Annotated in this window: 26 protein-coding genes; 20 read left to right on the top strand and 6 right to left on the bottom strand. The window is 70.8% G+C overall.

What is annotated here, in order from left to right; translation table 11 throughout:
* Positions 1-516: a hypothetical protein gene (locus FSW06_RS03855; protein WP_010122189.1), complete on the top strand. Its 516-nt coding sequence runs from the start codon at positions 1-3 to the stop codon at positions 514-516.
* A 45-nt stretch (positions 517-561) separates the two neighbouring features.
* Positions 562-1,344: a hypothetical protein gene (locus FSW06_RS03850; protein WP_139024583.1), complete on the top strand. Its 783-nt coding sequence runs from the start codon at positions 562-564 to the stop codon at positions 1,342-1,344.
* Positions 1,345-1,780: 436 nt separating this feature from the next.
* Here FSW06_RS03850 and FSW06_RS03845 read toward each other — a convergent pair whose 3' ends face one another.
* Complete coding sequence (locus FSW06_RS03845) at positions 1,781-3,598, bottom strand: hypothetical protein (RefSeq protein ID WP_010122186.1); 1,818 nt, start codon at positions 3,596-3,598, stop codon at positions 1,781-1,783.
* 94 nt (positions 3,599-3,692) lie between these two features.
* Here FSW06_RS03845 and hisD point away from each other — a divergent pair, with 94 nt between their 5' ends.
* The 17 genes from hisD to FSW06_RS03760 all read left to right on the top strand — a co-directional run bounded on the left by hisD (position 3,693) and on the right by FSW06_RS03760 (position 20,380).
* Complete coding sequence (hisD, locus tag FSW06_RS03840) at positions 3,693-5,009, top strand: histidinol dehydrogenase (RefSeq protein WP_010122184.1); 1,317 nt, start codon at positions 3,693-3,695, stop codon at positions 5,007-5,009.
* 5 nt (positions 5,010-5,014) lie between these two features.
* The gene (locus FSW06_RS03835) at positions 5,015-6,127 is read left to right on the top strand and encodes a histidinol-phosphate transaminase (protein WP_010122182.1); all 1,113 of its coding nucleotides are present in this window, start codon (positions 5,015-5,017) and stop codon (positions 6,125-6,127) included.
* Positions 6,124-6,726, top strand: a complete 603-nt coding sequence (hisB, locus tag FSW06_RS03830; RefSeq protein WP_010122180.1) for an imidazoleglycerol-phosphate dehydratase HisB — start codon at positions 6,124-6,126, stop codon at positions 6,724-6,726. The genes FSW06_RS03835 and hisB overlap by 4 nt, the downstream gene beginning before the upstream one ends.
* Positions 6,723-8,012: an MFS transporter gene (locus tag FSW06_RS03825; protein WP_010122179.1), complete on the top strand. Its 1,290-nt coding sequence runs from the start codon at positions 6,723-6,725 to the stop codon at positions 8,010-8,012. The genes hisB and FSW06_RS03825 overlap by 4 nt, the downstream gene beginning before the upstream one ends.
* 30 nt (positions 8,013-8,042) lie before the next feature.
* Positions 8,043-8,708: an imidazole glycerol phosphate synthase subunit HisH gene (hisH, locus tag FSW06_RS03820; RefSeq protein ID WP_010122178.1), complete on the top strand. Its 666-nt coding sequence runs from the start codon at positions 8,043-8,045 to the stop codon at positions 8,706-8,708.
* Positions 8,709-8,765: 57 nt separating this feature from the next.
* Positions 8,766-9,515 carry a bifunctional 1-(5-phosphoribosyl)-5-((5-phosphoribosylamino)methylideneamino)imidazole-4-carboxamide isomerase/phosphoribosylanthranilate isomerase PriA gene (gene priA / locus FSW06_RS03815; RefSeq protein WP_010122177.1) on the top strand — a complete coding sequence of 250 codons (750 nt, stop codon included), beginning with the start codon at positions 8,766-8,768 and terminating at the stop codon, positions 9,513-9,515.
* The gene (locus FSW06_RS03810) at positions 9,512-10,510 is read left to right on the top strand and encodes an inositol monophosphatase family protein (RefSeq protein WP_010122176.1); all 999 of its coding nucleotides are present in this window, start codon (positions 9,512-9,514) and stop codon (positions 10,508-10,510) included. Before priA ends, FSW06_RS03810 begins: the two co-directional genes overlap by 4 nt.
* Positions 10,507-11,283: an imidazole glycerol phosphate synthase subunit HisF gene (gene hisF, locus FSW06_RS03805; protein WP_010122174.1), complete on the top strand. Its 777-nt coding sequence runs from the start codon at positions 10,507-10,509 to the stop codon at positions 11,281-11,283. The genes FSW06_RS03810 and hisF overlap by 4 nt, the downstream gene beginning before the upstream one ends.
* Complete coding sequence (hisI, locus tag FSW06_RS03800) at positions 11,280-11,690, top strand: phosphoribosyl-AMP cyclohydrolase (protein ID WP_010122173.1); 411 nt, start codon at positions 11,280-11,282, stop codon at positions 11,688-11,690. Before hisF ends, hisI begins: the two co-directional genes overlap by 4 nt.
* The gene (locus FSW06_RS03795; protein WP_010122172.1) at positions 11,683-13,230 is read left to right on the top strand and encodes an anthranilate synthase component I; all 1,548 of its coding nucleotides are present in this window, start codon (positions 11,683-11,685) and stop codon (positions 13,228-13,230) included. The genes hisI and FSW06_RS03795 overlap by 8 nt, the downstream gene beginning before the upstream one ends.
* Positions 13,227-13,991: a TIGR02234 family membrane protein gene (locus FSW06_RS03790; protein ID WP_010122171.1), complete on the top strand. Its 765-nt coding sequence runs from the start codon at positions 13,227-13,229 to the stop codon at positions 13,989-13,991. Before FSW06_RS03795 ends, FSW06_RS03790 begins: the two co-directional genes overlap by 4 nt.
* 63 nt (positions 13,992-14,054) lie before the next feature.
* Positions 14,055-14,861, top strand: coding sequence for an indole-3-glycerol phosphate synthase TrpC (gene trpC, locus FSW06_RS03785; RefSeq protein WP_029450158.1), 807 nt, complete (start codon positions 14,055-14,057; stop codon positions 14,859-14,861).
* A 27-nt stretch (positions 14,862-14,888) separates the two neighbouring features.
* On the top strand, positions 14,889-16,211 hold the full coding sequence (trpB, locus tag FSW06_RS03780) for a tryptophan synthase subunit beta (RefSeq protein WP_010122169.1): 1,323 nt from the start codon (positions 14,889-14,891) through the stop codon (positions 16,209-16,211).
* Entirely contained in the window at positions 16,211-16,984 is a 774-nt protein-coding gene (trpA, locus tag FSW06_RS03775; RefSeq protein ID WP_010122168.1) for a tryptophan synthase subunit alpha, read from the top strand. Before trpB ends, trpA begins: the two co-directional genes overlap by 1 nt.
* Positions 16,985-17,000: 16 nt before the next feature.
* Positions 17,001-17,945 carry a prolipoprotein diacylglyceryl transferase gene (gene lgt, locus FSW06_RS03770; protein ID WP_010122167.1) on the top strand — a complete coding sequence of 315 codons (945 nt, stop codon included), beginning with the start codon at positions 17,001-17,003 and terminating at the stop codon, positions 17,943-17,945.
* Between the two features lie 64 nt (positions 17,946-18,009).
* Positions 18,010-19,437, top strand: coding sequence for a pyruvate kinase (gene pyk, locus FSW06_RS03765; protein ID WP_029450155.1), 1,428 nt, complete (start codon positions 18,010-18,012; stop codon positions 19,435-19,437).
* Between the two features lie 7 nt (positions 19,438-19,444).
* The gene (locus FSW06_RS03760; RefSeq protein ID WP_010122165.1) at positions 19,445-20,380 is read left to right on the top strand and encodes a patatin-like phospholipase family protein; all 936 of its coding nucleotides are present in this window, start codon (positions 19,445-19,447) and stop codon (positions 20,378-20,380) included.
* 27 nt (positions 20,381-20,407) lie between these two features.
* On the opposite strand, the gene FSW06_RS03755 is transcribed toward FSW06_RS03760, so the two are convergent.
* Complete coding sequence (locus tag FSW06_RS03755; RefSeq protein WP_010122164.1) at positions 20,408-21,643, bottom strand: amidohydrolase; 1,236 nt, start codon at positions 21,641-21,643, stop codon at positions 20,408-20,410.
* A 5-nt stretch (positions 21,644-21,648) separates the two neighbouring features.
* Entirely contained in the window at positions 21,649-23,013 is a 1,365-nt protein-coding gene (locus FSW06_RS03750) for a DUF4921 family protein (protein ID WP_010122162.1), read from the bottom strand.
* A 58-nt stretch (positions 23,014-23,071) separates the two neighbouring features.
* On the opposite strand from FSW06_RS03750, the gene FSW06_RS03745 reads away from it, so the two are divergent.
* Entirely contained in the window at positions 23,072-23,449 is a 378-nt protein-coding gene (locus FSW06_RS03745; protein WP_010122160.1) for a hypothetical protein, read from the top strand.
* Positions 23,450-23,483: 34 nt separating this feature from the next.
* Here the strand turns inward: FSW06_RS03745 and FSW06_RS03740 are convergent, their stop codons facing one another.
* Genes FSW06_RS03740 through FSW06_RS03730 form a run of 3 tightly spaced genes read right to left on the bottom strand, consistent with a single transcriptional unit; the run spans position 23,484 to position 26,097 of the window.
* Positions 23,484-24,254, bottom strand: a complete 771-nt coding sequence (locus FSW06_RS03740; RefSeq protein ID WP_010122158.1) for an amino acid ABC transporter ATP-binding protein — start codon at positions 24,252-24,254, stop codon at positions 23,484-23,486.
* Complete coding sequence (locus FSW06_RS03735; protein ID WP_010122156.1) at positions 24,254-25,186, bottom strand: amino acid ABC transporter permease; 933 nt, start codon at positions 25,184-25,186, stop codon at positions 24,254-24,256. Before FSW06_RS03735 ends, FSW06_RS03740 begins: the two co-directional genes overlap by 1 nt.
* A complete protein-coding gene (locus FSW06_RS03730; RefSeq protein WP_010122154.1) occupies positions 25,183-26,097 on the bottom strand; it encodes an ABC transporter substrate-binding protein in 915 nt (304 codons plus the stop codon). The genes FSW06_RS03735 and FSW06_RS03730 overlap by 4 nt, the downstream gene beginning before the upstream one ends.
* Positions 26,098-26,112 lie beyond the last annotated feature (15 nt).

Here is a 26,112-nt window from a genome sequence, read left to right as displayed (position 1 = left end):
GTGAAGCGGCCGAACCCGCCGGTCAGTCAGGGTGCCAAGGTCACCGTGGTCGGGCTGGTGGCGTTCATCGTCGCCGGTCTGCTGTGGGGCTGGTGGCATCCGGTGACGACCGGCACGGTCACCGACAGCGGTGACGCGATCGCCGTGACCGGTGGCTCGGGTGCCGCGGTGACCTCGTTCGGTGTCTTCGTCCTGGTCACTGCCGCGCTCGCCGCGGTGTTCGGCGGCTGGGCCTTCGCCCGGGCGCCCCGGCTGCGGGGGATCGTCGGGATGCTGCTGGCGGTTGTCGTCGCCCTGGCGGGGGCGGCGGTGTTCCTGCTGTTCGGCAACCATTTCGCCGATATGCTGCACGGTTCGGGCGGTGATCCGGATCTTCGGCCGGGTGCCGAGTTCACCGTGGTCGGGAAGGTTTCGGGCGGGGTGGGTCTGGCCGTGGCTCCGGCGGCGGCGCTGGTCGTCTACTGGGTGTGTGTCCTGTTCAGTCCGGACCGCCTGTTCGGGCGCGCTGCTGACTGACCACCGTGACTGAGCGCTGTTGCGGATGCTCTCAGTGTGGCCTGTGTGACTGATGCGGTAATGTTCACGGTCATGACGTTCACCCGGAAAACCACTGCCGCCGCCGGTGCGGCCCTCCTTCTCGCCGTCCCCCTCGCCGCCTGCGGGTCCGACGACGACTCGTCTGCCGGGGATTCCGCCGCGCCGCGGACCCCCGTCTCCACGAACCCCGCCGACATGATGCTCACCGCCGAGGACGCCCCGGCCGGGTTCGGGTGGCTGAACATCGCCGACCTCTTCGCCACCAGCGAGGATCCGGACGCCACCATCGGGGAGATCGACTCCTGGAATGTCGGCACCGTCGCCGACCCGGCACAGTGCGCGGGACTGCTCGTCAACAACCTCGAACTCATGTCCCAGCTCCACCACAACCCGGAGACCATGGCGGCGGCCGAGCTGACCCCGAACGACGACGGCGGTGATCAGCCGACCGTCATCGACGCGGTCGTCACCACCGGAGACGGCGAGGGAACCGTCCAGCTGCCCGACGATCCCGCCGACTGTGCGACCTTCACCCAGACCACCACGGACCTCGACGAGAACGGCGGCGAGCATGTCGCCACGTTCCACGCCGAGCGCAGTGACGGTGAAGTCAAGGGTGCCGACAACGTCCACGTCGTCACCGTCACCGGGGGAGAGGGTGCACCGGAGGAGTTCGGCACGGTCCCGGTCATCATCGGCAGCGTCGGCGCGGTCCACTTCCGGGTCAGCGGTACCGCGGGCACCGACCCGCAGCTGCTCATCGGGGTCGCCCAGAGCCAGGTCGACCGCATCACCGGCCAGGCCTGACCCCGGCGTCCGGCTCGGCGTCTGGCACTGGAGTCCGGTGTCGGCGTCCGGCCCCGGCGTCCCCGGTACTGGCGTCCGGTGTCGGCGCCCGGAGCTTCGGGGCCGGGGACGCCGTCGCAGTGCCTTCAGTTCGGGTCGGGCGCCTTCAGTTAGTGTCGCGCGGGAGGCCGCGGACCGACACGGACTGAAGGCAGCGGACCCGAACTGAAGGCGGGCCCAGGCGGCAGGGGCAGGTAGGGGCGGGTAGGGCGGCCGGAGCATCGGCGGCGGGGCGCGGGCCCGGGACGTGGGGAAGCTGTGTCGGGAGCGCCCGGCGACGGCCACACCGCAGCGATCCGTCAACTCGAGCAGGAAAGCTCGCGCACCACACTGTTCACGTCACCCGTGCTCGAGTTGACGGATGCACCGGCGAACGGCGAGTAGCGCCCCGGGGAAACTACTCCTGCCGCAGGTTGCGCAGGGCGTGGTAGCCCTCCCAGGCGGCGTCCTCGCCCGGGTCGACGGCGGAACCCGGAGCCCCGGTCGCCCCGCTCGCCCCGGTGCTCCCGCCGGCACCGCCGGCACCGTCGGTCCCGCCCGACACACTGAGCAGCTCACCGTGCGCCAGATCCAGTGCCCGGTCACAGGCCGCACCGTCGCCCTGCCCGAGGTACAGCTCCGCCGCACTGACCCAGTTCAGCGCCGCGCCGGAGTGGTCGTAGGCGTCCCGGAACAGCCGGGCGGCCCGCTCCGCGTAGCCCACCGCGAGGTCCGGTCGGTCACTCATCTCCCACACCGCCGACATGTCCTCGTTCCAGTCCGCCAGATGCCAGGTGAGCATGTCGCCGTCGGTGTCCACCGAATGCGTGGCGGAGGTGACCGGATCCTCCAGCACCTGCCGGGCCCGCTCCATCAGCTCCACCGCCCGCGAGAACGCCCCGGCGGCGCACCGCTCCCGGGCGGCGGTGCGCAGCACCTGCGCCGCGGCGATGCCCTCACCCCGGTCCAGGTGCAGGGACGCCGCCCGCTCCAGCAGGGCCACGACCGTCTCCCCGGAGTCGGCCACGGAGTCGGCCCCGTCGCCCGAGCCCGCCCCGGCCACCCCGGCCTCCTCCGCCGCCATCGTGGCGATCGACAGGCAGGCCAGGGTGCGTTCGGAGTCCGGGGTCAGCGTCGACCAGTCCGCCGTGGCCACGGCCAGGGCGTACGCCTCGTCGGGCAGTCCGGCACCCAGCGCCGACCGGGCCTGCACCGCCCGCAGGTTCAGCAGGGCCGGGCTCACCGGCGCGCCCTGCAGTGCGGTGCTGTAGCGCCGGGCCAGATCATGGGCGGCGTCGTAGTCGCCGTCGGCGTTGAGCAGCTGGCACACCTGCTCCGCCCGGTGCATGCCCTCCAGCGGGGCGCCGATTTCCAGGGCGATCTCGGCGCAGGCCCGCCAGTGCTCCAGCACCCCGGTGGTGTCCATGTCCTCGGGCACCTCCCCGGCGGTGAGGGCGAAGTAGCCGAGCAGGTCGTGGGCCTCGTAGGCACGGGTGGGGGAGACCTGCGGGTCCAGGGTCGCCAGCTGGCCGGTGACCAGGGCGACGGCCTCGTCGGTGCGGCCGTCGGCGTAGAGCTGCTGGGCCTCGGTGAGCATCCGGTCGCCCGGCTGGACGCTGTCGGAGGTGAACCGGGCGCTCAGCTCCCGGAACCGGGTCCGCATCGCGGCGTTCTCGACCGAGGTGGCGCAGGTCAGACCGGCCATCGCGGCCAGCGACAGGCACACCCGGACGTGCCGCGGCGCCGGCGCGTCCCCCGCAGCCCCGGACGGCCCGGACGCCGCTGAGCCCCCGGAAGCCAGCCCGGCGCCGGCGTTGCCGATCTCCACCGCCAGTTCGGAGAGCAGCACGTCGGCGGGGGCGAGTCCGGTGGTGACCGGGGCGTCGTCGCTCTCGACGACCATGGCGACGAGACAGAGGGAGGACAGTGCCAGGGCCGCCGAGGGGGCGTCCCCGGCGGCGGTCGCCAGCTCCCGCCACGCGCGGACCTCGGTGACCGTGTCATCGTGGAGTTCCATCCGGTCGGCCGCCGCCGCCCGCAGCACGTGGAATTCGGTGCGCTGCACCGTCGGCAGGTCGGTAGGAAGCTCATCGGCCTCCACCAGCCAGAACCGGGTGCCGAACTCGCTGGTCAGTCGCCAGGCTGTCGCGTGGTCGCCGGCGCGGGCCGCCGCGACCGAGGCCGCCAGCAGCTCCGTGATCCCCTGTCGGTCCCCGCCCTGCCCCGCATCCGTCATCGTGCTCAAGACCCTCCGTCCTATCGCCTGTGTCCACTACGTCTAGAATCTGCAGACGTTACCCGACCATCACCCGAGGAGACGATCCCAGCTCATGCTCACTCGTCTGGATCTGAGGGGCACGACCCCCTCGACAGCCGAACTCCGCCGCATCCTGCCCCGTGGAGGCGTGGACATCGACCATGTCCTGCCGACCGTGACCCCCGTGGTCGAGGCGGTGCGCGACCGTGGTGCCGAGGCGGCACTCGAGTACGGGGAGAGCTTCGACCATGTGCGTCCCGCGTCCGTGCGGGTGCCGGCCGAGGTGGTCGCCGAGGCGACCGAGAACCTGGATCCGGCGGTCACCGCCGCCATCTCCGAGGCGATCCGCCGCGTCCGCGCCTTCCACGCCGCCCAGGTCCCGGAGCCGGTGACCGCGGAGATCGCTCCCGGCGGGTTCGTCTCCGAGCGGTGGATCCCGGTCAACCGGGTGGGGCTCTACGTCCCGGGCGGCAAGGCCGTCTACCCGTCCTCGGTGATCATGAACGTCGTGCCCGCCCAGGAGGCCGGTGTCGGCTCGCTGGTCGTCTGCTCCCCGCCGCAGGCCGACTGCGGTGGCTGGCCGCACCCCACCGTCCTCGCCGCCTGCTCGCTGCTCGGCGTCGACGAGATCTGGGCGGTCGGCGGCGGCCAGGCCATCGCGCTGATGGCCTACGGTGACGATGCCGCCGATCTGGCGCCGGTCGACATGATCACCGGCCCCGGCAACATCTTCGTCACCGCCGCCAAGCGGCTGTGCCGCTCGGTCGTCGGCATCGACGCGGAGGCCGGCCCCACCGAGATCGCCGTCCTGGCGGACGCCTCGGCCAATCCGGTGGCCGTCGCCTACGACCTCATCAGTCAGGCCGAGCACGACCCGATGGCCGCCTCGGTGCTCATCACCGATTCGGTGGAGCTCGCCGATGCGGTGGACGCCGAGGTCGCCGAGCGCTACAAGGTCACCCTGAACCACGACCGGGTGGAGGAGGCGCTGACCGGTGTGCAGTCCGGCATCATCCTCACCGACAGTCTCGACGAGTCGGTCCGCGTCGCGGACGCCTACGCCGCCGAGCACCTCGAGGTGCAGACGCAGGACGCCCCGGCGGTCGCCGCACGGATCACCAACGCCGGCGCGATCTTCGTCGGGCCCTACTCGCCGGTGCCGCTGGGTGACTACGCCGCCGGCTCGAACCACGTCCTGCCGACGTCGGGGACCGCCAGGCACTCCTCGGGACTGTCGACGCACACCTTCCTCAAGCACGTCGACGTCATCAACTACGACCGTGCCGCCCTGCAGGAGGTGGCCGACACGGTCACCACGCTGGCGGACGCCGAGCGGCTGCCGGCCCACGGTGAGGCCGTGAAGGCCCGCTTCGAGAACCCGGAGATCTGAGAGCGATGACCGACTTGAAAGACCTGCCGCTGCGTCCGGAACTGCGCGGGAAATCCGCCTACGGTGCCCCGCAGCTCACCGTCACCAACCAGCTCAACACGAACGAGAACCCGTACCCGCCGAGCGAGGGGCTGGTGGAGGATCTCGTCGCCGAGGTCCGCCGCCTGGCGACAACGCTGAACCGCTACCCGGAGCGGGACGCCGTGGAACTGCGCGACGAACTGGCCGCCTACGTCTCGCGCCAGACCCACGTCGAGGTCACCCGCGACCAGGTGTGGGCGGCCAACGGCTCCAACGAGGTCCTGCAGCAGCTGCTGCAGGCCTTCGGCGGACCGGGGCGTTCGGTGATGGGCTTCACCCCCAGCTACTCGATGCACCCGATCCTCGCCGCCGGCACGCAGACGGAGTTCCTCGACGTGCCCCGCAGCGGCGCGGACTTCGCCGTCGACGTGGACAAGGCTGTGGCACAGATCGGGGAACAGAAACCCGACCTCGTCTTCGTCACCACCCCCAACAACCCGACCGGCGGGATCACTCCGCTGGCCGACCTGCGCCGCATCATCGAGGCGGAGCGGGCCGTCGGCGGCATCGCCGTCATCGACGAGGCCTACGCCGAGTTCTCCGACGAGCCGAGTGCGACCACCCTGCTCGCCGACTACCCGGCGACCCTGGTGGTCTCCCGCACCATGTCGAAGGCCTTCGACTTCGCCGGTGGCCGCCTGGGCTACTTCGTCGCCGACCCGGCCTTCATCGAGGCGGTCATGCTGGTGCGCCTGCCGTACCACCTGTCCACCCTGTCGCAGGCGGCGGCGACCGTCGCCCTGCGGCACGCCGACGAGACCCTCGCCACCGTCGCGAAGCTGCGCGACGAGCGGGTGCGCGTCGTCGCCGCCCTGTCCGACCTGGGCTACCGGGTGGTGCCGAGTGAGTCGAACTTCGTCTTCTTCGCCGTCCCCGACCACGCCGACGCCCACGATCTGTGGCAGAAGTTCCTCGACCTCGACGTCCTCATCCGGGACGTGGGCGTCCCCGGCCACCTGCGGATGACCGTGGGTCTGCCGGCGGAGAACGACGCCTTCCTCGCCGCCGCCGACAAGATCATCGGAGAATACAAGTGAGCAACCGTACCGCGCGGATCGAACGCGCCACGAAGGAATCCTCCATCACCGTCGAGATCGACCTCGACGGCACCGGTCAGGTGGACATCGCCACCGGCCTGCCCTTCTTCGACCACATGCTGACCGCCTTCGGCGTGCACGGCTCCTTCGACCTCACCGTCCACGCCGACGGCGACACGGAGGTGGACGCCCACCACACCGTCGAGGACACGGCCATCGTCCTGGGCCAGGCCTTCGGTCAGGCCCTCGGCGACAAGAAGGGCATCCGCCGGTTCGCGGACGCCTGGATCCCGATGGACGAGACGCTGGCCCAGGCCGTCGTCGATGTCTCGGGCCGGCCCTACTACGTCGGCACCGGTGAGCCGGAGTCCATGGTCTCCGCCGTCATCGGCGGCCACTACGCCACCGTGATCAACCAGCACTTCTTCGAGTCGCTGGCCTTCAACGCGAAGATCGCCCTGCACGTGCGCTGCCTCTACGGCCGCGACCCGCACCACATCACCGAGGCGGAGTTCAAGGCCGTGGCCCGCGCCCTGCGCGCCGCGACCGAGGCCGATCCACGGGTGACGGGGGTGCCGTCGACGAAGGGGACACTGTGACGGAAGCCGCCCCCGGCAGCGCCCTGTCCGTCCTGAAGGTCAAGGGTCTTCCCCTGACCCTGCTCAGTGTCTTCTGCGCCTTCCTCGGCTGGTCGCTGCTGCTGCCGGTCATCCCGGTGGCGATGCTGGACGCCGGCTACGGCGACACCCTCGCCGGCCTGTCCACCGGCGTGTTCATGGCCACCACCGTGATCACCCAGGCCTTCGTGCCGAAACTGCTGCGCCGCATCGGCTATGTCCCGGTGATGGTCGCCGCCGCGGTCCTGCTCGGCGTCCCGTCCGCTCTCTACGTCATCGACGGCGGATCCGGCCTCGTCCTCGCCGTCTCGGCGGTCCGCGGCATCGGCTTCGGCGCGGTGACCGTCGCCCAGTCCGCACTGCTGGCCGAACTCGTCCCGCCCCGCCAGCTCGGCCGGGCGAACGCCTTCTTCGGCGCGGCGATCGGGACCGGCGAGATCCTCGGCTTCAGCATCGGCCTCACCCTCTACACCCGCTCCGGCGACGTCGTCTTCCTCGTCGCCGTCGCCCTCGGCATCGTCGGGGCCCTCGGCGCCCTCGCGGTCCCGCCGCTGCACGCCGCCGAGGTCGACCGGACTGCGGCACGGCAGGCCGCGGCGTCCGGCACCCACGTCCCGCTGTGGAAGCTCGCACTGGTCCCCGTCGTCGGCCTGTGCACCGCGGCGATGGGCTTCGGTGCGCTGTCGAGTTTCACCGCACCGGCGGTCGACAGCATCGACCCGGCCGCGGCCGCCACCGTCGCGGGTCTGACCCTCGCATTCACCGGCGCCGCCCAGATCCTCGGCCGGACGATCTCCGGCTGGTGGGCCGACCGGGTGGGGGAGCCCGGCCGGCTCGTCGTCCCCGCCTCGGCCCTGGCGGTGTGCGGCATGCTCGCCATGGCCGCGGTCATCCACGGCGCACCCCACGGTGCGGGACTCGTCTTCGGCGCCCTCGGCTGCGCGGCACTGTTCGGCCTGGGCTTCGGGGCGGTCCAGTCCGAGACCCTGCTGATGATGTTCGCCCGGATGCCGAAGGACCGCGTCTCCGAGGCCTCCGCGGTGTGGAACATGTCCTTCGACTCGGGCACCGGTGTGGGCTCCGCGGTGCTCGGTGTGGTCGCCGGCCTCGGCGGCTACGGCGGGGTCTTCCTCGCCGGTGCCGGGCTGGTGGGCGCCGGGACCGTCGCCCTGACCGGCGACCGCGTGCTCGGCCGGCACCGGGTCGTCGACCAGCACGACATCCGCACCCGGCTGTCCCGGCTCACTACGGGACGCCGCGCGCGGTAACGGCCGGGGCGCGCGCTAGAATCTGCGGGTATGGCAGCACCCAGCGTCGCGATCCTCGACTACGGTTCCGGTAATCTCCGCTCGGCACAGCGTGCCCTCGAACATGTCGGGGCGGAGGTGACCGTCACCGCCGATCCGGCCACCGTGCTCGCCGCCGACGGGCTCCTCGTGCCCGGTGTCGGCAACTTCGGCGCCTGCATGACCGGACTGCGCGCCGTCCACGGCCCCCGCCTCATCGGCGAGCGGCTGGCCGGGGGCCGACCCGTGATGGGCATCTGCGTGGGTATGCAGGTGCTCTTCGAGTACGGCGTGGAGGGCTCCGAGGGCGAGGCGGACGGCGAGGCCGGACCCGGCACCGCCGGCTGCGGCGAATGGCCCGGCACCGTCAGCCGCCTCGAGGCCCCGGTCCTGCCCCACATGGGCTGGAACACCGTCGAACAGCCCGCCGACAGCGACCTGTTCGCCGGCGCGGACCCCGCCGAGCGCTACTACTTCGTGCACAGTTACGCCGCCCGCCGCTGGGAGCTGGAGACCGACGGCCACACCGAGGCCCCCAAGGTCACCTGGGCGACCCACGGCGACTGCCGCTTCGTCGCCGCCGTGGAGAACGGCCCGCTGTGGGCCACCCAGTTCCACCCGGAGAAGTCCGGCGCCGCCGGCGCCCGCCTGCTGCGCAACTGGCTCGCCAGCTTCTGACCTCCCTGTACTTCCCCTTACTTTCCCCGATCCGCTTGACACCAGAACAGGAACACCATGACTCTCACCCTGCTCCCCGCCGTTGACGTCGCCGACGGCCAGGCCGTCCGCCTGGTCCAGGGGGCCGCCGGTTCCGAGACGAGCTACGGCTCCCCGCTCGAGGCGGCGCTGACCTGGCAGGACGCGGGCGCCGAGTGGGTGCATCTGGTCGACCTGGACGCCGCCTTCGGCAAGGGCAGCAACTTCGACCTGCTCAATGACGTCATCGGCCGGCTCGACGTCGACGTCGAACTCTCCGGCGGCATCCGGGACGACGCCTCCCTGGAGCGCGCCCTGTCCACCGGCTGCCGACGGGTCAACATCGGCACCGCCGCCCTGGAGAACCCGGAGTGGTGCGAGCGCATCATCTCCGAGTACGGCGACCGGGTCGCCATCGGCCTCGACACCCGCCAGATCGACGGCGAGTGGCGGCTGCGCGGCCGCGGCTGGGTCTCCGACGGCGGTGACCTCTGGGAGGTCCTCGAACGCCTCGACCAGCAGGGCTGCTCCCGGTTCGTGGTCACCGACGTCTCCCGCGACGGTATGCTCACCGGCCCGAACATCGACCTGCTCCGCGATGTCGCCGCCGCGACCTCCGCCCCGGTCGTCGCCTCCGGCGGCATCTCGAGTCTCGATGACCTGCGCAACCTCGCCGCCGTCGTCGACGAGGGCGTGGATTCCGCGATCCTCGGTAAGTCGCTGTACGCCGGAAAATTCACCCTGCAGGACGCCCTGACCGTGGCCAGGGGAGAGGAGCCGACAGCATGAGCGGGGAACTGCGGGACACCGCCGACATCGAGCGCGAGATAGACACCCGCGCCCTGCTGGCCATCGCCGAAGCCGCCGTCGACGAGGCGGAGACGACCTTCACAGCCGCGGTCGGCGCCGACCCGTCGGTGATGAAGAGCCCGGGCGATTTCGCCACCGAGGCGGACCTGTCGGTGGAGCGCCAGCTGCGCACGCTGCTGACCCGCTACACCGGCCTGCCCGTCCACGGTGAGGAGTACGGGGTGGTGCGCCCCGGCGACCGGATCGCCGAGGCCCTGGAACTCAACCCGAACGACGATCTCGCCGACGACATCGACGGCCCGGGCCGGGAACGCCTCGGTGAGCCGGGGGCCAATCCGGGCCTCGATGAGCTGCCGGAGACCTGCTGGGTCGTCGACCCGATCGACGGCACGGCCAACTACGCGGTCGGCAACCCGTTCTGCTGCATCCTGGTCTCCCTGGTGCACAAGGGTGAGGCCGTGGTCGCGGTCACCGAGATGCCGCTGCTCGGTCGGCGCATCACCGCCCGCAAGGGCCACGGCCTGTTCGTCGACGGTCATCCGGCCCGCCCGCTGCCGCCGTCGGATCCGGCGGTGACGCAGATCAGTTTCGGCTCGATCCTGTCGCAGCGCCGCGGCAACCTGCCCGTCTCGTACCGGCAGGACATGCTCAACGCCATCGGCCGGACCTACCCGCGGATGCGGGTGAGCGGCTCCTGCGGGATCGACCTGGCCTTCACCGCCGCCGGTATCTTCGGCGGGACGGTGACCTTCAGCCCGAACCTGTGGGACAACTGCGCGGGCATCCTCATGATCCGCGAGAACGGCGGCGTGGTCACCGACTTCGCCGGCAACCGGTGGGTGCCCGGGGTCTCCGGTCTCGTCGCCGGGGAACCCGAGGTCCACGCCAACCTCATCAGACACATTCAGTCGGTGCCGATCGGCACGGCCGCCACCACGGCCCAGGAGATCAAGGACAGAGGAGGAATCAGGTGACTGTCGCAGTACGCGTCATCCCCTGCCTGGACGTCGACAACGGTCGCGTCGTCAAGGGGGTCAACTTCGAGAACCTGCGGGACGCCGGCGACCCGGTCGAACTCGCCGCCCGCTACGACGCGGAAGGTGCCGACGAACTGACCTTCCTCGACGTCTCGGCGTCGAAGGACGGCCGCGGCACCATGCTCGACGTCGTCCGGCGGACCGCCGACCAGGTGTTCATCCCGCTCACCGTCGGCGGCGGCGTCCGCAGTGAGGACGATGTCGACCAGCTGCTGCGCGCCGGCGCGGACAAGGTCTCGGTCAACACCTCGGCCATCGCCCGCCCGGAGCTGCTCAGTGAGCTCTCCGCCCGCTTCGGCGCCCAGTGCATCGTGCTGTCCGTCGACGCCCGCCGGGTGCCGGCCGACGGCACCCCGCAGCCCAGCGGGTTCGAGGTCACCACCCACGGCGGGACCCGCTCCGCCGGGCTCGACGCGGTCGAGTGGGCCCGCCGCGGCCAGGAGCTGGGCGTCGGCGAGATCCTGCTGAACTCCATGGACGGCGACGGCACCCGCGACGGCTTCGACCTGGAACTCATCCGCGCGGTCCGCGAGGTCGTCACCATCCCCGTCATCGCCTCGGGCGGGGCGGGGAAGGCCGCCGACTTCCCGCCGGCGGTCACCGCGGGGGCGGACGCCGTCCTGGCGGCCTCCATCTTCCACTTCGGCGATGTCGCCATCAGCGAGGTCAAGGACGCGATGGCGGCCGAGGGGATCGAGGTGCGCCGATGAGCGGCTCCGTCACCGACCCGGCGTCCTACGAACTCGACCCGGCCGTCGCCGCCCGGCTGACCCGCAACGACGCGGGTCTGGTCCCGGCGGTCGTGCAGGAGCACGGCACCGGCGACGTCCTCATGCTCGCCTGGATGGACGACCACGCGCTCGCCCACACCCTCGCCACCCGGCAGGGCACCTACTGGTCCCGCTCGCGCGGCGAATACTGGGTCAAGGGTGCGACCAGCGGCCACACCCAGTACGTGCACAGTGTGCGGCTGGACTGCGACGGGGACACGGTGCTGCTCACCGTGGACCAGACCGGCGGGGCGTGCCACACCGGCGACCACACCTGCTTCGACGCCGACCTGCTGCTCGCCGACACGACCGACGACACAGCGGAGACGGAGGCCACCGATGACTGACCCGTACCGGATCACCGACCTGGCGACCTTCCGCCGCCTCGCCGCCCGCCACCGGGTGGTGCCCGTGGTGCGCAAGGTCCTCGCCGACGGCGAGAGCGCGCTGAGCGCCTACACGAAGCTGGCCGGCGGCCGGCCCGGCACCTTCCTGCTGGAATCCGCCGCCCCGGGCCAGTCCTGGTCGCGCCACTCCTTCATCGGGGCGGGCGCCCGCTGTGCCCTGACCGCCAAGAACGGGCAGGTGCGCTGGACCGGCACCCCGCCGGCCGAGGTGATGGACACCACCGGCATGGGCCCGCTGGAGGCGGTGCGCGAGACCCTCGCCCTGCTGCATACCGAGGAGATCCCGGGCCTGCCGACCCTGAGCTCGGGCCTGGTGGGCTACATGGGCCACGACATGGTCCGCTATGTCGAGGACCTGCCGGACACCTGCGTCGACGACCTGCAGGTCCCGGACATGGTGCAGCTGCTCGTCGACACGCTCGCCGTCGTCGACCACCACGAGGGCACCATCTGGCTCATCGCCAACGCGGTGAACTGGGACGGTTCCGATGACCGGGTGGACGAGGCGTATGCGGACGCGGTCGCCCGCATCGCGGAGATGGAGCGCCGCCTCGCCGGCGGTGACCACCTCCCGGCCGTCACCTTCGACACCCCGGCCCCGCAGCCGCGCCGGCAGCGCAGCCGGGAGGAGCACATCCGCCGGATCGGCCTGTGCAAGGAGCACATCCGGGCCGGGGACGCCTTCCAGATCGTCCTGTCGCAGCGCTTCGAGATGGACACGGCCGTCGCCGGGGTGGACATCTACCGGATGCTGCGGGTCGCCAACCCCAGCCCGTACATGTTCCTGGTCAACATCCCCTCCGAGGACTTCTCGGAGACCGCCTTCCAGATCGTCGGCTCCTCGCCGGAGTCCCTGGTCCAGGTGCAGGACGGCCGGGTGACGACCTTCCCGATCGCCGGCTCCCGGCCCCGCGGCGCCAGCTACGAGGAGGACCAGCTGCTGGAGAAGGAACTCCTCAACGACGAGAAGGAGAACTCCGAGCACCTCATGCTCGTCGACCTGGGCCGCAACGACCTGGGCCGGGTCTGCGCACCCGGTACCGTGGAGGTCAACGACTTCCGGCACGTGGAGCGCTACAGTGCGATCATGCACCTGGTCTCCGGGGTCACCGGCCGGCTGGCTGAGGGGAAGACCGCGCTGGACGCCTTCGTCGGCACGTTCCCCGCCGGCACCCTGTCGGGGGCGCCGAAACCCTCGGCGCTCGGCATCATCGACGAGCTGGAGGACACCCGCCGCGGCGTGTACGGCGGCACCGTCGGCTACTTCGACTTCTCGGGCAACACCGACCAGGCCATCGCCATCCGGACCGGCCTGTACAAGGACGGCACCGTGTACGTCCAGGCCGGTGGTGGTATCGTCGCGGACTCCGACCCGGAGGCCGAGGACGACGAGACCCGGAACAAGGCTCTGGCGGTGCTGCGCGCCGTCGCCGCCGCGGAGACGATCACCCCGGTCGGGAACACAGAGGAGGACCAGTGAAGGTGACCAAGCGCCTCAACGGCCGGACGCTCGCACTGTTCCTCACGGTGCTCAGCGCCGCGGGACTGTGGGGTACCGGCCAGATGGTGTGGCTCACCGCGGAGATCGAGGACGACAAGTCCGGTCACGCCACCAAGGAGATCATCGGCCGGGTGTGGGATGCCGCGGGCACCCCGCTGGCCCTGGCGATGCTCGCCGCGATGATCCTGTCCTTCGCCCTGCGCCCGGTGCTGCGCCGGGTGCTCGGGGTGGTCAGTGCCGCCCTCGCGGCGGTCGCCGGCTTCGCGGCGGTGACGCTGCTCAGCGGCGACCCGGACCTGGACCGGGCCCAGCGGCTGCTGTCGAGCGGGGCGGCGACGCAGAAGCAGTCGGACCCGGTGCAGATCTCCGACTGGGCCGGGGTGGTCTCGGCACAGGTGCACACCTTCCCGGTGGTCCTCGGACTGCTGGCCGCCGCGTGTGGGGTCGTCGGTGGCGTCCTGCTGGCGATGAAGCCGGGGGAGGCCGGGAAGGGCCACAGCCGCTACGAGCGTCCGGAGGTCCGTCGGGCCGGGGTGGCCGAGGATCTCGCGGAGAACCCGGATTCCGGTCGGGTGCTGTGGGACGCCCTCGATGCGGGCATCGACCCGACCGAGCCCGACGAGCCCGGCAAGCCCGACGAGCCCAGCAAGCCCGGCGCGATCGGCGAGTCCGATGGCACAGGAGAGACGGGGGAGACGGGTGTGACCGGGGACACTGCGGATTCCGGGAAAAAGGACTGAGCGGTCTACGATGGACGGGTCAACCCGTCACCCCGTGCACGTAAAGGAGCCCTCACCGTGAGTGTGCCGTCGGTACTCGATGAGATCATCGCCGGAGTCCTCGAGGACACCGCCCGCCGCGAGGCGGAGGTCCCGCTCGCCGAGATCAAGGCCCGGGCGCTGGACGCGCCCCCGGCCCGCGACGTGCTCGGCGTCCTCGGCAGCCCGGCGGTCAGCGTCATCGCCGAAGTGAAGCGGGCCAGCCCGTCGAAGGGCGACCTGGCGGAGATCCCGGAGCCCGAGGTCCTGGCGAGCGCCTACGAGACCAACGGCGCCTCGGTCATCAGCTGCCTCACCGAGGAACGCCGCTTCCACGGCTCCCTGGCGGACTTCGACCGGGTGCGCGCCGCGGTGGACATCCCGATGCTCCGCAAGGACTTCACCACCACCCCGTACCAGATCCACGAGGCCCGCGCCCACGGCGCGGACCTGGTGCTGCTCATCGTCGCGGCCCTCGACCAGGACCGGCTCGCCGCCCTGCTCGACCGCACCGAGTCGCTCGGCATGACCGCCCTGGTCGAGGTCCACACCGAGGAGGAGGCGGAGCGGGCCGTGCAGGTCGGTGCGAAGCTCATCGGCGTCAACGCCCGCAACCTCAAGACCCTGCAGGTCGACACGTCCGTGTTCGCCCGGATCGCACCGCTGATCCCGGAGGGGATCCTGCGGGTCGCCGAGTCCGGGGTGAAGACGAAGACGGACCTGCAGAACTACGCCGGCGCCGGGGCGGACGCCATCCTCGTCGGCGAGGGTCTCGTCACCGCCCCCAACCCGGGGCAGGCCTGCCGGTCGCTCGTCGCGGCCGGTCAGCACCCCGCCTTCCACCGGTCCTGACCCGGCGGCAGGGTACAGTCTGTCCCTGTGACTACTCCGAACTTCAAGAACCAGCAGGGGCTGCCGACGGCCGGTCAGGTCGTCGCGGCGCCGACCGCCCACGATGCCGACGAGCGTGGCCACTGGGGGGACTACGGTGGCCGGTTCATCCCCGAGGCGCTCATGGCCGTCGTCGAGGAGATCCAGGACGCCTGGGGCAAGGCCCGCGCCGACCAGGCCTTCCTCGACGAGCTCGATGAACTGCACCGCACCTACACCGGGCGGCCCTCGCCGCTGTACTTCGGACCGCGGTTCTCGGAGGCGGTCGGTGCGAAGGTCTGGTTCAAGCGGGAGGACCTCAACCACACCGGTTCCCACAAGATCAACAACGTCCTCGGCCAGGTGCTGCTCGCCAAGCGGATGGGCAAGACCACCGTCATCGCCGAGACCGGTGCGGGTCAGCACGGCGTGGCCACCGCCACCGCCTGCGCCCTGCTCGGACTGGACTGCCGGATCTACATGGGTGAGGTCGACGCGCAGCGCCAGGCCCTCAACATCGCCCGGATGCGACTGCTCGGCGCCGAGGTCGTCGAGGTCACCGTCGGCTCCCGGACGCTGAAGGACGCGATCAACGAGGCCTTCCGCTACTGGGTCTCCCACGCCGAGGGCACCTACTACGCCTTCGGCACGGCCGCCGGACCGCACCCGTTCCCGGAGATGGTCCGCGACCTGCAGCGCATCATCGGCGTCGAGGCCCGCGAGCAGATCCTCGCGGAGACCGGGCGCCTGCCGGACGCCGTGCTGGCGTGCGTCGGCGGCGGCTCGAACGCCATCGGCCTGTTCCACCGCTTCATCGACGATGAGGGTGTCGCCCTGCTCGGTGCGGAGGCCGGCGGCGACGGGGTGGAGACCGGCCACCACGCCGCCCCCATCACCGTCGGCCGCGAGGGGGTCTTCCAGGGCTCCTACGCCGCCCTGATGGAGGACGAGGACGGCCAGATCATCGAGTCCCACTCCATCTCCGCCGGGCTGGACTACCCGGGTGTGGGCCCGGAGCACTCCTACCTGGCCCACACCGGCCGCGCCGAGTACCTGCCGGTCACCGACACCGAGGCGATGGACGCCTTCCGGCTGCTGTGCCGGACCGAGGGGATCATCCCGGCGATCGAGTCCTCCCACGCTGTCGCCCTGGCGGTGAAGATCGCCGCGGAGTACGCCGACGGCACCCGCACGACCGCGTCGGGGGAGGAGCCGGTGTTCATCGTCAACATCTCCGGCCGCGGCGACAAGGACGTGGACACCGCCGCGAAGTGGTTCCACATGCACCCCGACAACGCCGACACCACCGACAACACCGAGGAGAACAACTGATGAGCGCCCTGTCCGACATCTTCACCTCGGCGAAGGCCGAGGGGCGTGCCGCCTTCGTCGGCTACCTGCCGGCCGGCTACCCGACCGTCGCCGGCTCGGTGGACAACGTCACCACCCTGGCCCGCTACGCCGACCTCGTCGAGGTCGGTATCCCGTTCAGTGACCCGATGATGGACGGTCCGACCATCCAGGATGCCGCCGACGTGGCCCTGGCCGCCGGATTCCGGGTGCGGGACACCTTCGGCGTGGTCAAGGCCGTCGTCGACGCGGGCAGCAACGCCGTGGTCATGACCTACTGGAACCTCGTGCTGCAGTACGGGCCGGAGACGTTCGCCGCCCATCTCGCCGCCGTCGGCGGGCTGGGTGCGATCATCCCCGACCTGCTGCCGGAGGAGTCCGAGCGGTGGCTCGCCGCCTGCGAGGCCAACGGGCTCGACAACGTCTACCTCGTCGCCCCCTCGACCACCCCGGAGCGGCTGGACATGACGGTCCACGCCGGCGGCGGGTTCATCTACGCCCAGTCGCACATGGGCGTCACCGGGGCACAGGATTCGGTCGCCGGCTCGGCGAAGGAGGTCGTCGACCGGGTGAAGGCCGCCACCGACCTGCCGGTCGCCGTGGGCCTCGGCGTGAAGTCCGGGGACCAGGCCGCCGCCATCGCCGCCTACGCCGACGGCGTGATCGTCGGCTCCGCCCTCATCACCGCCGCGGCCCAGGGGACCGACGCGCTCGCCGCGCTGGCCGCCGACCTCCACGACGGCGTCCGGAGGTGAGCGGGTGGCTTCCCCGATGACCACCGAGTACCTGGCCACCATCCCGTCGCCGCCGCAGGGGGTGTGGCACCTCGGCCCCGTGCCGCTGCGGGCCTATGCCCTGTGCATCCTCATCGGCATCGTCATCGCCGTGTGGTGGACGGTGCGCCGCTACGCGGCCCGCGGCGGGGTGGGGGACACGGTCATCGACTGCGCCATCGCCGCGGTGCCCGCCGGCATCATCGGCGGGCGGGTCTACCACGTCATCACCGACCACGAGCGCTACTTCGGTGAGGGGAAGCACTGGACGGACGCCTTCAACATCACCGCCGGCGGCCTCGGCATCTGGGGTGCGGTGGTGCTCGGCGGACTGGCCGTGTGGGGCGTCCTGAAGTACAAGAAACTGCCGCTCGCCCCGTTCGCGGACGCCGTCGCCCCGCCGATCCTGCTCGCCCAGGCGATCGGACGGCTCGGTAACTGGTTCAACCAGGAGCTCTACGGCGGCGATTCGGACGCCCCCTGGGCCCTGGAGATCTACCGGCGGGTCACCGAATCCGGCCGGGTGGACAACATGGACGGGGTCTCCGACGGGACGGTCATCGCCACGGTCCAGCCGACGTTCCTCTACGAGCTGGTGTGGAACCTGCTCGTCGTCGCGCTGCTGGTGTGGGCGGACCGCCGGTTCCGGCTCGGCGGGGGACGGGTGTTCATGCTCTACGTCGCCGGCTACACCTTCGGCCGGTTCTTCATCGAGCTGATCCGCACCGATCCGGCCACCACCGTCTTCGGGGACGTCCGGGTCAACTCGGTGACCTCCGCGGTGGTCTTCGTGGTCGCCGTCGCCCTGTTCTTCTGGACGAGGAAGCGGACCCGGGAGACCCCGGAGCAGGTCCGTGGCGAAGTCGCCGGCGGGGTTGCCGGCAGGGCCGCCGACGGGGACGTCGACGAGGTCCGGACCGGGGACGGCGACGGGGTTCGCTGAGCGGCGCCGGTGAGGCCGCCCTGCGGTAGCGGGTGGGTCCGCACCGGGGCTATCCTCGGATACCGTGAGTAGACGAACCAAGATCGTATGTACCCTGGGCCCCGCCGTCGCCTCGGCGGAGAGTATCCGCCAGCTGGTCGACGCGGGCATGAATGTCGCCCGCCTCAACTTCTCCCACGGGGAGCATGCCGACCACCAGCAGAATTACGAGTGGGTCCGGCAGGCTGCGGCGGAGACCGGCGCCGCCGTCGGCGTCCTCGCCGACCTGCAGGGTCCGAAGATCCGGCTCGGGAAGTTCGCCGAGGGCAAGACCTACTGGGCCGACGGTGAGGAGATCCGTATCACCGTCGAGGACGTCGAGGGGACCCATGACCGGGTGTCGACGACCTACAGGCAGCTCGCTCGGGACGCCCGCCCCGGTGACCGTCTCCTGGTCGACGACGGCAAGGTCGGCCTGGTCTGCAAGGCCGTCGACGGCGACGATGTCGTCTGCGAGGTCGTCGAGGGCGGTCCGGTCTCCGACCACAAGGGCGTGTCCCTGCCGGGCATGGACATCTCCGTGCCGGCACTGTCGGAGAAGGACATCGCCGACCTGCGCTTCGCGCTGAAGATGGGGGCGGACGTCATCGCCCTGTCCTTCGTCCGCTCCCCGGCGGATGTCGAACTGGTCCACGCGGTCATGGACGAGGAAGGCCGGCGGGTGCCGGTCATCGCCAAGCTGGAGAAGCCGGAGGCGGTCGACGCGCTCGAGCCGATCATCCTCGCCTTCGACGCGGTCATGGTCGCCCGCGGCGACCTGGGCGTGGAGGTGCCGCTGGAGGAGGTGCCGCTGGTGCAGAAGCGGGCGATCCAGATCGCCCGGGAGAACGCCAAGCCGGTCATCGTCGCCACCCAGATGCTCGACTCGATGATCGAGAACTCCCGCCCGACCCGCGCGGAGGCCTCCGACGTCGCCAATGCCGTCCTTGACGGGGCGGACGCCGTCATGCTCTCCGGGGAGACCTCGGTCGGCAAGTACCCGGTGCAGACCGTGCAGACCATGGCCCGCATCGTCACCGCCGCCGAGGTCGACGGGGAGGTGCCGCCGCTGTCGCACGTGCCGCGCACCAAGCGCGGTGTGATCAGCTTCGCCGCCAAGGATGTCGGGGAGCGGCTCAACGCCCGCGCCCTGGTGGCCTTCACCGCCTCGGGTGACACGGCCCGGCGGGTGGCGCGGCTGCGCTCCCGCCTGCCGCTGCTCGTGTTCACCCCGCATGAGGAGGTCCGCAACCAGCTCGCCCTGACCTGGGGTGTGGAGACCTTCCTGACCCGCGAGGTGCACAGCACCGACCAGATCATGGAGGAGGTCGACCGCGTGCTGCTGGCCAAGGACGACTACAACCCGGACGATCTCGTGGTCATCGCCGCCGGATCGCCCCCCGGAATCGAGGGCAACACCAACATGATCCACGCCCACCTGCTCGGCCAGGTCTTCGACGGGGAGACGAAGTGACGCTGCGATGATGCCGGTCCATGACACGGCGCTGCTGCTGGAGGGCGGCGGTATGCGGGCGGCCTACACTGCCGGCATCGTCGACGTCCTCATGTCCCACGGTGTGGAGTTCGGCTGGGCCGGCGGGATCTCCGCCGGTGCCTCGCACCTCATCAGCTACCTGACCGGGGAGCGCGACCGGATCCGCCGCAACTTCGTCGACTTCGTGCTGGAGCCGGAGTTCGGCGGCTGGACCTGGCTGCTGCGCGGCAAGGGCTACTTCAACGCCGAGTACATCTACGGCCGCGCCCCGGGTCTGGACCTGCCGCGGCCCTACGAGATCTCGCGGGCGCTGACCTCACCCACCCAGTTCCGGATCGGCGCGACGAACGCGGAGACCGGCGAGGGCGTCTACTGGGGTCGGGACGACATCGCCTCCGGCGAGGACCTGATGGTCCGGGTGCGGGCCTCCTCGACGATCCCGCTGGCGATGCCGGTGCCCCGTATCGGGGGCGTGCCGTACGTCGACGGTGCCTTCGGCGCCTCCGGCGGGATCCCGCTGGACGCCGCGGAAGCCGACGGCTTCGACCGGTTCTTCGCCGTGCTCAGCCACCCGCGCGACTACGTGAAGCCGCCGACCTCGAAGCACCGCCTCACCCGGACCGTCCTGCGGAAGTATCCGGCGGTGGCGGAGGCGATGATCACCCGGCCGGAGCGGTACAACGCGACGATGGAGCGGCTCTACGACCTGGAGCGGCAGGGGAGGGCCTTCCTGGTCTTCCCCGAGGATGTCGACCAGCTGGTCAGCTCCACCGAGCGGGACATCCGGGTGCTGCGCCGTTCCCTGTCCTACGGCACCGCCCAGGCACTGCGGCAGTGGCCGATGTGGGAGCAGTTCCTGCGGGAGAGTGCAGGGGCCGCCGGGGACAGCGCCGGCGCCGGCGCGGCGGTCACCGGGGCGTGAGCCGGTAGACACCCCGGTGCTTCGGCCCTACTCCTTCCAGAGGTAGGCGAGCACCGCCGCGGTCGCCGCACCCGTGGCGGCCTCCACCGTCCCCGCCGCCGGCAGGAAGTCCGCCGAGTGGTTGCTCGGGATGTCCTGGGCGACCCGGTCGGCCGCCACCGCGGCATCCCACTGCGCCCGGTCGGTCATCCCGACCAGCAGGAACTCGTAGGGCACCCCGAAATGCCGGGGGATCTCCGAGAAATCCTCGGAGGCGGTCCACCGCGGGGCGTCCACCGAATCCGCACCGAAGACCTCGTCGAGGACCGGGCGGACAACCTCGTGCACCGCCGGATCATTGTCGGTGAGCTCACCGTGGGCCGAGTAGACGATGTCGGCGGGGGCGGGCGTACCCGAGGCCGCACACTCGGCCTGCACCACCCGCTCGATGGCGGCATAGGTGCGGTCGCGCACCGCCGCATCGTAGAACCGGCAGTTCAGCACCAGGGTGGCCGTGTCCGGGATGGTGTTGTTGGTGTGCCCCGCGCTCAGCGTGCCCACCGAGACCACACCGAAGTCCTCGGCGGCGATCTCCCGGCCGACGATGCCCTGCAGCCGCACCACGATCATCGCGGCCAGATACGTCGGGTCCACCGAATTCTGCGGGGCACTGGCGTGCGCCGAGACGCCGTGGAGGGTCACCGTGATCGTGTCGCAGGCGGCCATCACCGGGCCGGGCGCCGAATACACCGTGCCGACCGGACCCGGGTAGATGTGCAGACCCAGGCAGACCTCCGGGGCGGGGATCTTCTCCGCCAGGCCGTCGTCGATCATCGCCGAGGCGCCCTTCGTGACCTCCTCGGCCGGCTGGAACAGGGCGATGAAGGTGCCCGACCACACGTCGCGGCGGGCGTCCATGATCTCGCACAGGCCCAGCAGCGCGGTGGTGTGCACGTCATGGCCGCAGGCGTGCATCACCCCCGGATTCTTCGAGGCGTACGGGGCACCGGTGGCCTCGGTGACCGGCAGCGCGTCGATGTCCGCCCGGTACAGCACCGTGGGGCCCTCCCCGTTGCGCCACACGGCGGTGATGCCGTGGCCGCCGATGTCGTGGGTGACCTCGCAGTCCAGCTGCGACAGCCGGGAGAGGATCTGGGCGGCGGTCTGCTCCTCCTGCTCGGAGAGCTCCGGGTGCTCGTGCATCCAGGTGTGGAAACTGTCCTGCCAGGACAGGTCCACACCGGGGTCGGCGATGAATTCGGCGATGTCGGGGGTGGCGCTCATACCCGCTATCTTATCGCCGGGTTGTAGCGCAGGCTGTTGCGCTCCCACCGGGCCTCGTTGCCCAGCCGGATCCCCGGCGCCAGCCGGCCCTCCTCGCGGGCGGCGAGCAGCGAGGCGAGGACCCGCCGCTTCAGATCCCCGGGGGAGATCGTGTTCAGGTGGATCTTCGTCCCGCCCTCGAAACCGGCCAGCGGGGTGACCCGCCACTTGATGACGATGCGCCACGGCATCGGGACATCCACGTCGAGCGGCCGGTGCAGCCACTCCTCGTTGGAGGGGGTGTGCGGCCCGGCGGCGATGTGGCAGGCGTGGACGAGATCGGCGACCGCGTCCCGCTCCTCGTCGGCCATCAGCCACGGCTCGACCGTCGAAGACTTCGAGAAGACCTCCAGGGTGGGGTGGCGGTGGCCGAACCCGGCGAAGGCGACCGCATGGTCGTTCTCGGCGAAGATGAGGTTGTGGTGGCCGGCGTAGTCCACCGCCCACTCGTTGTACATGTTCGGGTTGCCGCGGACCTGCGCGATCTCCGTCTCGTTCTGCAGCCCGTGCTCGTCGATGGCCACGCACTGCTTGTGCAGGTGCTCCACACTCGCCCCCGACGGCTGCAGCCAGTTCTGGAAGGTCGCGACATAGCGCACGTAGGGGTTGGCGCGGTACAGCCGGTCCATGGCGTCCACCGTGAAGGCGATGTAGAGCCGGTGGACGTCCCAGTCCAGCTCCCCGCTGCCGCACAACTGGTCACTGCTCGTCGCCCCGGGGATGTAGTGGTCGCGGGCGATGATCACGTCATGGCCGCCGCCGAACAGGGCCGGCGCCTTCTCGTTGACGGTCTGGAACACCCGCTCGTCGGAGAACAGCTCGTCGAGCTCCCCGTCGGGCACCCCCGCCGCGCGCAGCCGGGTGCGCAGCATGTCGGCGACATGGCGCACCCCCTCGTCCTCGGCGAGGTACTCGGCCATGTGGCGGGAGGCGGAGGCGTCCATCCGGTAGCCGTAGTTCACCGCCCAGTAGTTGTAGGTGAGGATCTCGAAGAGGTTCGCCACCCGGCGGAACAGCGGCACGCTCTCGTGCAGCTGGGAGACGGTCAGCCCCCGCAGGATGCGGGGTTCGCCGTTGTCGTCGATGATCAGGCGGGCCTTCTCCGGGGTGGTCTTCAGCATGTTGTCCAGCCCGAAGTCGGTCTGTGAGTCCCGGTTGGCGTCGGTCACCGGGAACGTGTCGGACTGCGGCACCGGCAGCGGGCGGTGGCCGCGGCCCGGGACCGTCCACACCTCGGTGCCGGAGAACGGGTTGACCTGCTTGATCGTGCCGTCGGGGAGAGTCGTCAGCGGGGGAACGGGTGCCGGGTTCATCGGGGAGTGACTGATCACAGGTACAGGGTAGCGCCTCCGTGGCGGTGCCGGGTCAGGGCGTGCTTAACTGGTGTCCATGCCACAGATCGTGTTCCGTATCCTCGCGACCCCGGAGCAGCGTGCCGGGATCGTCTCCGACTTCGACCGTGCCCTCGCCGTCAACCCCGACCTGCTCACCGCCGACCTGTCGGTGACCACCGACATCGCCGACGACCCCGACCTGGAGGGGGTGTGGCGCGACTACGGTTTCGTGGACATGATCCACGGCACCCCCGAACCCGCCGCCGTCGTCATCGACGTGAAGGAGCACTCCGGCAGTATCTCGGGGCTGAGCATGAAGCTCGCCGAGATCCTCACCGAGCGGGAGAAACAGCCCGCCGAGCAGCTCTACCAGGAGATCCTCGACGACCCGGGGAAGCCGCGCGTGCCCTGGCACGTCGACGTGCGGCCGTAGTCGCCGCCGCAGCCGCCGCCGCAGCCGCGAGCCGCTACAGGATGCTCGACAGGAACTCCTTCGTGCGCTCCTCCTTCGGGTCCGTGATCAGCTCACGGCCCGACCCGGTCTCCACGATGCGACCGTCGGCCATGAACGCCACCTGGTCGGCGACCTCCCGGGCGAAGGCCATCTCGTGGGTCACCACCAGCATCGTCATCCCGTCCTCGGCGAGCTGACGCATCACCCCCAGCACATCCCCGACGAGCTCGGGATCCAGGGCGGAGGTCGGCTCGTCGAACAGCATCAGCTTCGGCTTCATCGCCAGGGCGCGGGCGATCGCCACCCGCTGCTGCTGCCCGCCGGACAGCTGCACCGGCCAGGCGTCCGCCTTGTCCGCCAGCCCCACCTGGGCCAGCAGCTCGCGGGCGGTCTTCTCCGCCGCGGCCTTCGACTCACCCTTGACCCGCACCGGCGCCTCGGTGATGTTGGCGAGCACCGTGCGGTGGGGGAACAGGTTGAACTGCTGGAAGACCATGCCGACATCGGCGCGCTGCCGGGCGGCCTCCCGCTCGGTGATCTCGTAGAGCCGGCCGTTGCGCTCGGTGTAACCGATGAGCTCACCGTCGACCTCGATGCGTCCGGCATCGATCTGCTCCAGGTGGTTCACACACCGCAGCAGGGTGGACTTGCCGCCGCCCGACGGGCCGATCAGGCAGGTCACCGACCCGGCCGGCACCTCCAGGTCGATGCCCTTGAGCACGTCGAGGTGACCGTAGCGCTTCCACACGTCACGGAAGCTGATCATGGGGGTCGTCTCGGTCATCAGCGGTTCTCCTGCTCTTCGACGGTGACGTTCGCCGGCGGGACGCCCTCGGCGTCCGCGAGTGCGGCGAGCTGGCGGCTGGTGAGGGTCCGGGAGGAACCCCGGGCGTAGAACTTCTCCAGGTAGTGCTGGCCGACCATGAGCACCGAGGTGATGACCAGGTACCAGGTCGCCGCGACCAGCAGCATCGGCACCGGCTCGAACATGGCGTAGGCGATGTCGGTGGACCGGCCGTACAGCTCGCCGGCGTAGGGCACCGCGATGACCAGCGAGGTGGTCTTCAGCATGCTGATCAGCTCATTGCCGGTCGGCGGGATGATGATCCGCATGGCCTGCGGCAGCACGGTGCGCCGCATGTTCTGCCCCCAGGTCATCCCCAGTGCCTTCGACGCCTCCGACTGGCCCTCCGGCACCGACTGGACGCCGGCGCGGACGATCTCGGCCATGTAGGCGGACTCGTTGAGGCCCAGGCCGAGGAAGGCGAGGACGAAGAAGTTCGACAGGAAACTGTCGAGGGTGATCTCGGCGAAGCCGACGTTGATGGTCTGGTAGATGGTGCCGAGCAGGCCCCAGAACACCAGCTGGACGTACACCGGGGTGCCGCGGAACAGCCACAGGTACACCCAGGAGAAGCCGCGCATCACCGGGTTGGGCGACATGCGCAGCACCGCCATGAGCGCACCGACGACCACGCCGATGACCATGGCGAGGACGGTGAGGGCGACGGTCTTCCACAGGGCGGCGAGGATGCGGGTGTCGAAGAGGTAGTCGACGTAGGTGCCCCAGCCGAAGGCGCTGTTGCCCGCGGCGCCGATGATGACCCACGCCGCCAGGGCGACGAGGATGACGGCGGCGATGATGCGGCCGGGGTGCTTGAGCGGGACGACCTGGTTGTCGGCCGGTCGCTGCCGGGGGCTCAGTCTGGTGCTCACTGGTCGGTCTCCTTGGTGTTCACGGTGACGGTGTCGATCACGCCGTCGGTGAGGCCCCAGGGCTCGAGGATCTTCTCGTAGTCACCGGAGTCGATGAGGTGCTGCAGGGCCGCGGCGAAGGCGGGGACGAGGGAGTCGCCCTTGCGGAACGCCCAGCCGAACGGGGTTGTGTCGAAGGCGTCCCCGGCGGGGACGAGTTTGCCCTTGGAACGCTGGATGGCGTAGTCGGTGACCGCCGAGTCCGAGCTCATGGCGTCCGCGCGGCCCAGGGCGGTGGCGGTGGCGGCCTCGTTGGCGGACTGGTAGACGAGCTTCTTCAGTTCCGGCTTCCCGGCCGCCGCGCACTCCTCGGCCTTGACCTGCACATCGTCGGTGTCCGAGTAGGTGCCCTTCTGCACCGCCACACTGAGCCCGCAGGCGTCCTGCGGGTCGATGTCGGAACCGGGGTGGCCGGCCCAGGAGATGCCGGAGGTGTAGAAGTCCACGAAGTCGTACGACTTGTTGCGCTCGTCGGTGTCCGAGAACCCGGAGACGCCCAGCTGCACCGTGCCGGCGTTGAGCGACGGGAGGATGAGGTTGAAGTCCTGCTGCTGGTAGGTCACGTCGAGGCCGAGGAGGGCCGCGGTGGCGTCCACCAGATCGACCTCGAAGCCGATGATCTTTCCGCTGGGATCCTTGAACTGGTTCGGGGGGAACGTCGGGTTGGTGCCCGCGACGAGGGTGCCGCGCTCCCGGATGTCGTCGGGCAGCAGGTCCTGCAGCGCTGCGACAGGTTCGGGACGCTCGGACACCCACCCTTCCGGGTTCGCGGACTCCTCGTTGGTGACGCAGCCCGCCAGGGACGCCGCCACGGCCGCGACAGCGACCGCGGCGAGCACCGGGCGGGTGCGCCGGGAGGTGGAGGATGTCATGGGGAAATCATAGGT

The organism is Corynebacterium nuruki S6-4 (assembly GCF_007970465.1).
GTDB lineage: Bacteria > Actinomycetota > Actinomycetes > Mycobacteriales > Mycobacteriaceae > Corynebacterium > Corynebacterium nuruki.
Note: the sequence above shows the minus strand (reverse complement) of the source record. Positions and strands in the feature narration are given on the sequence as shown.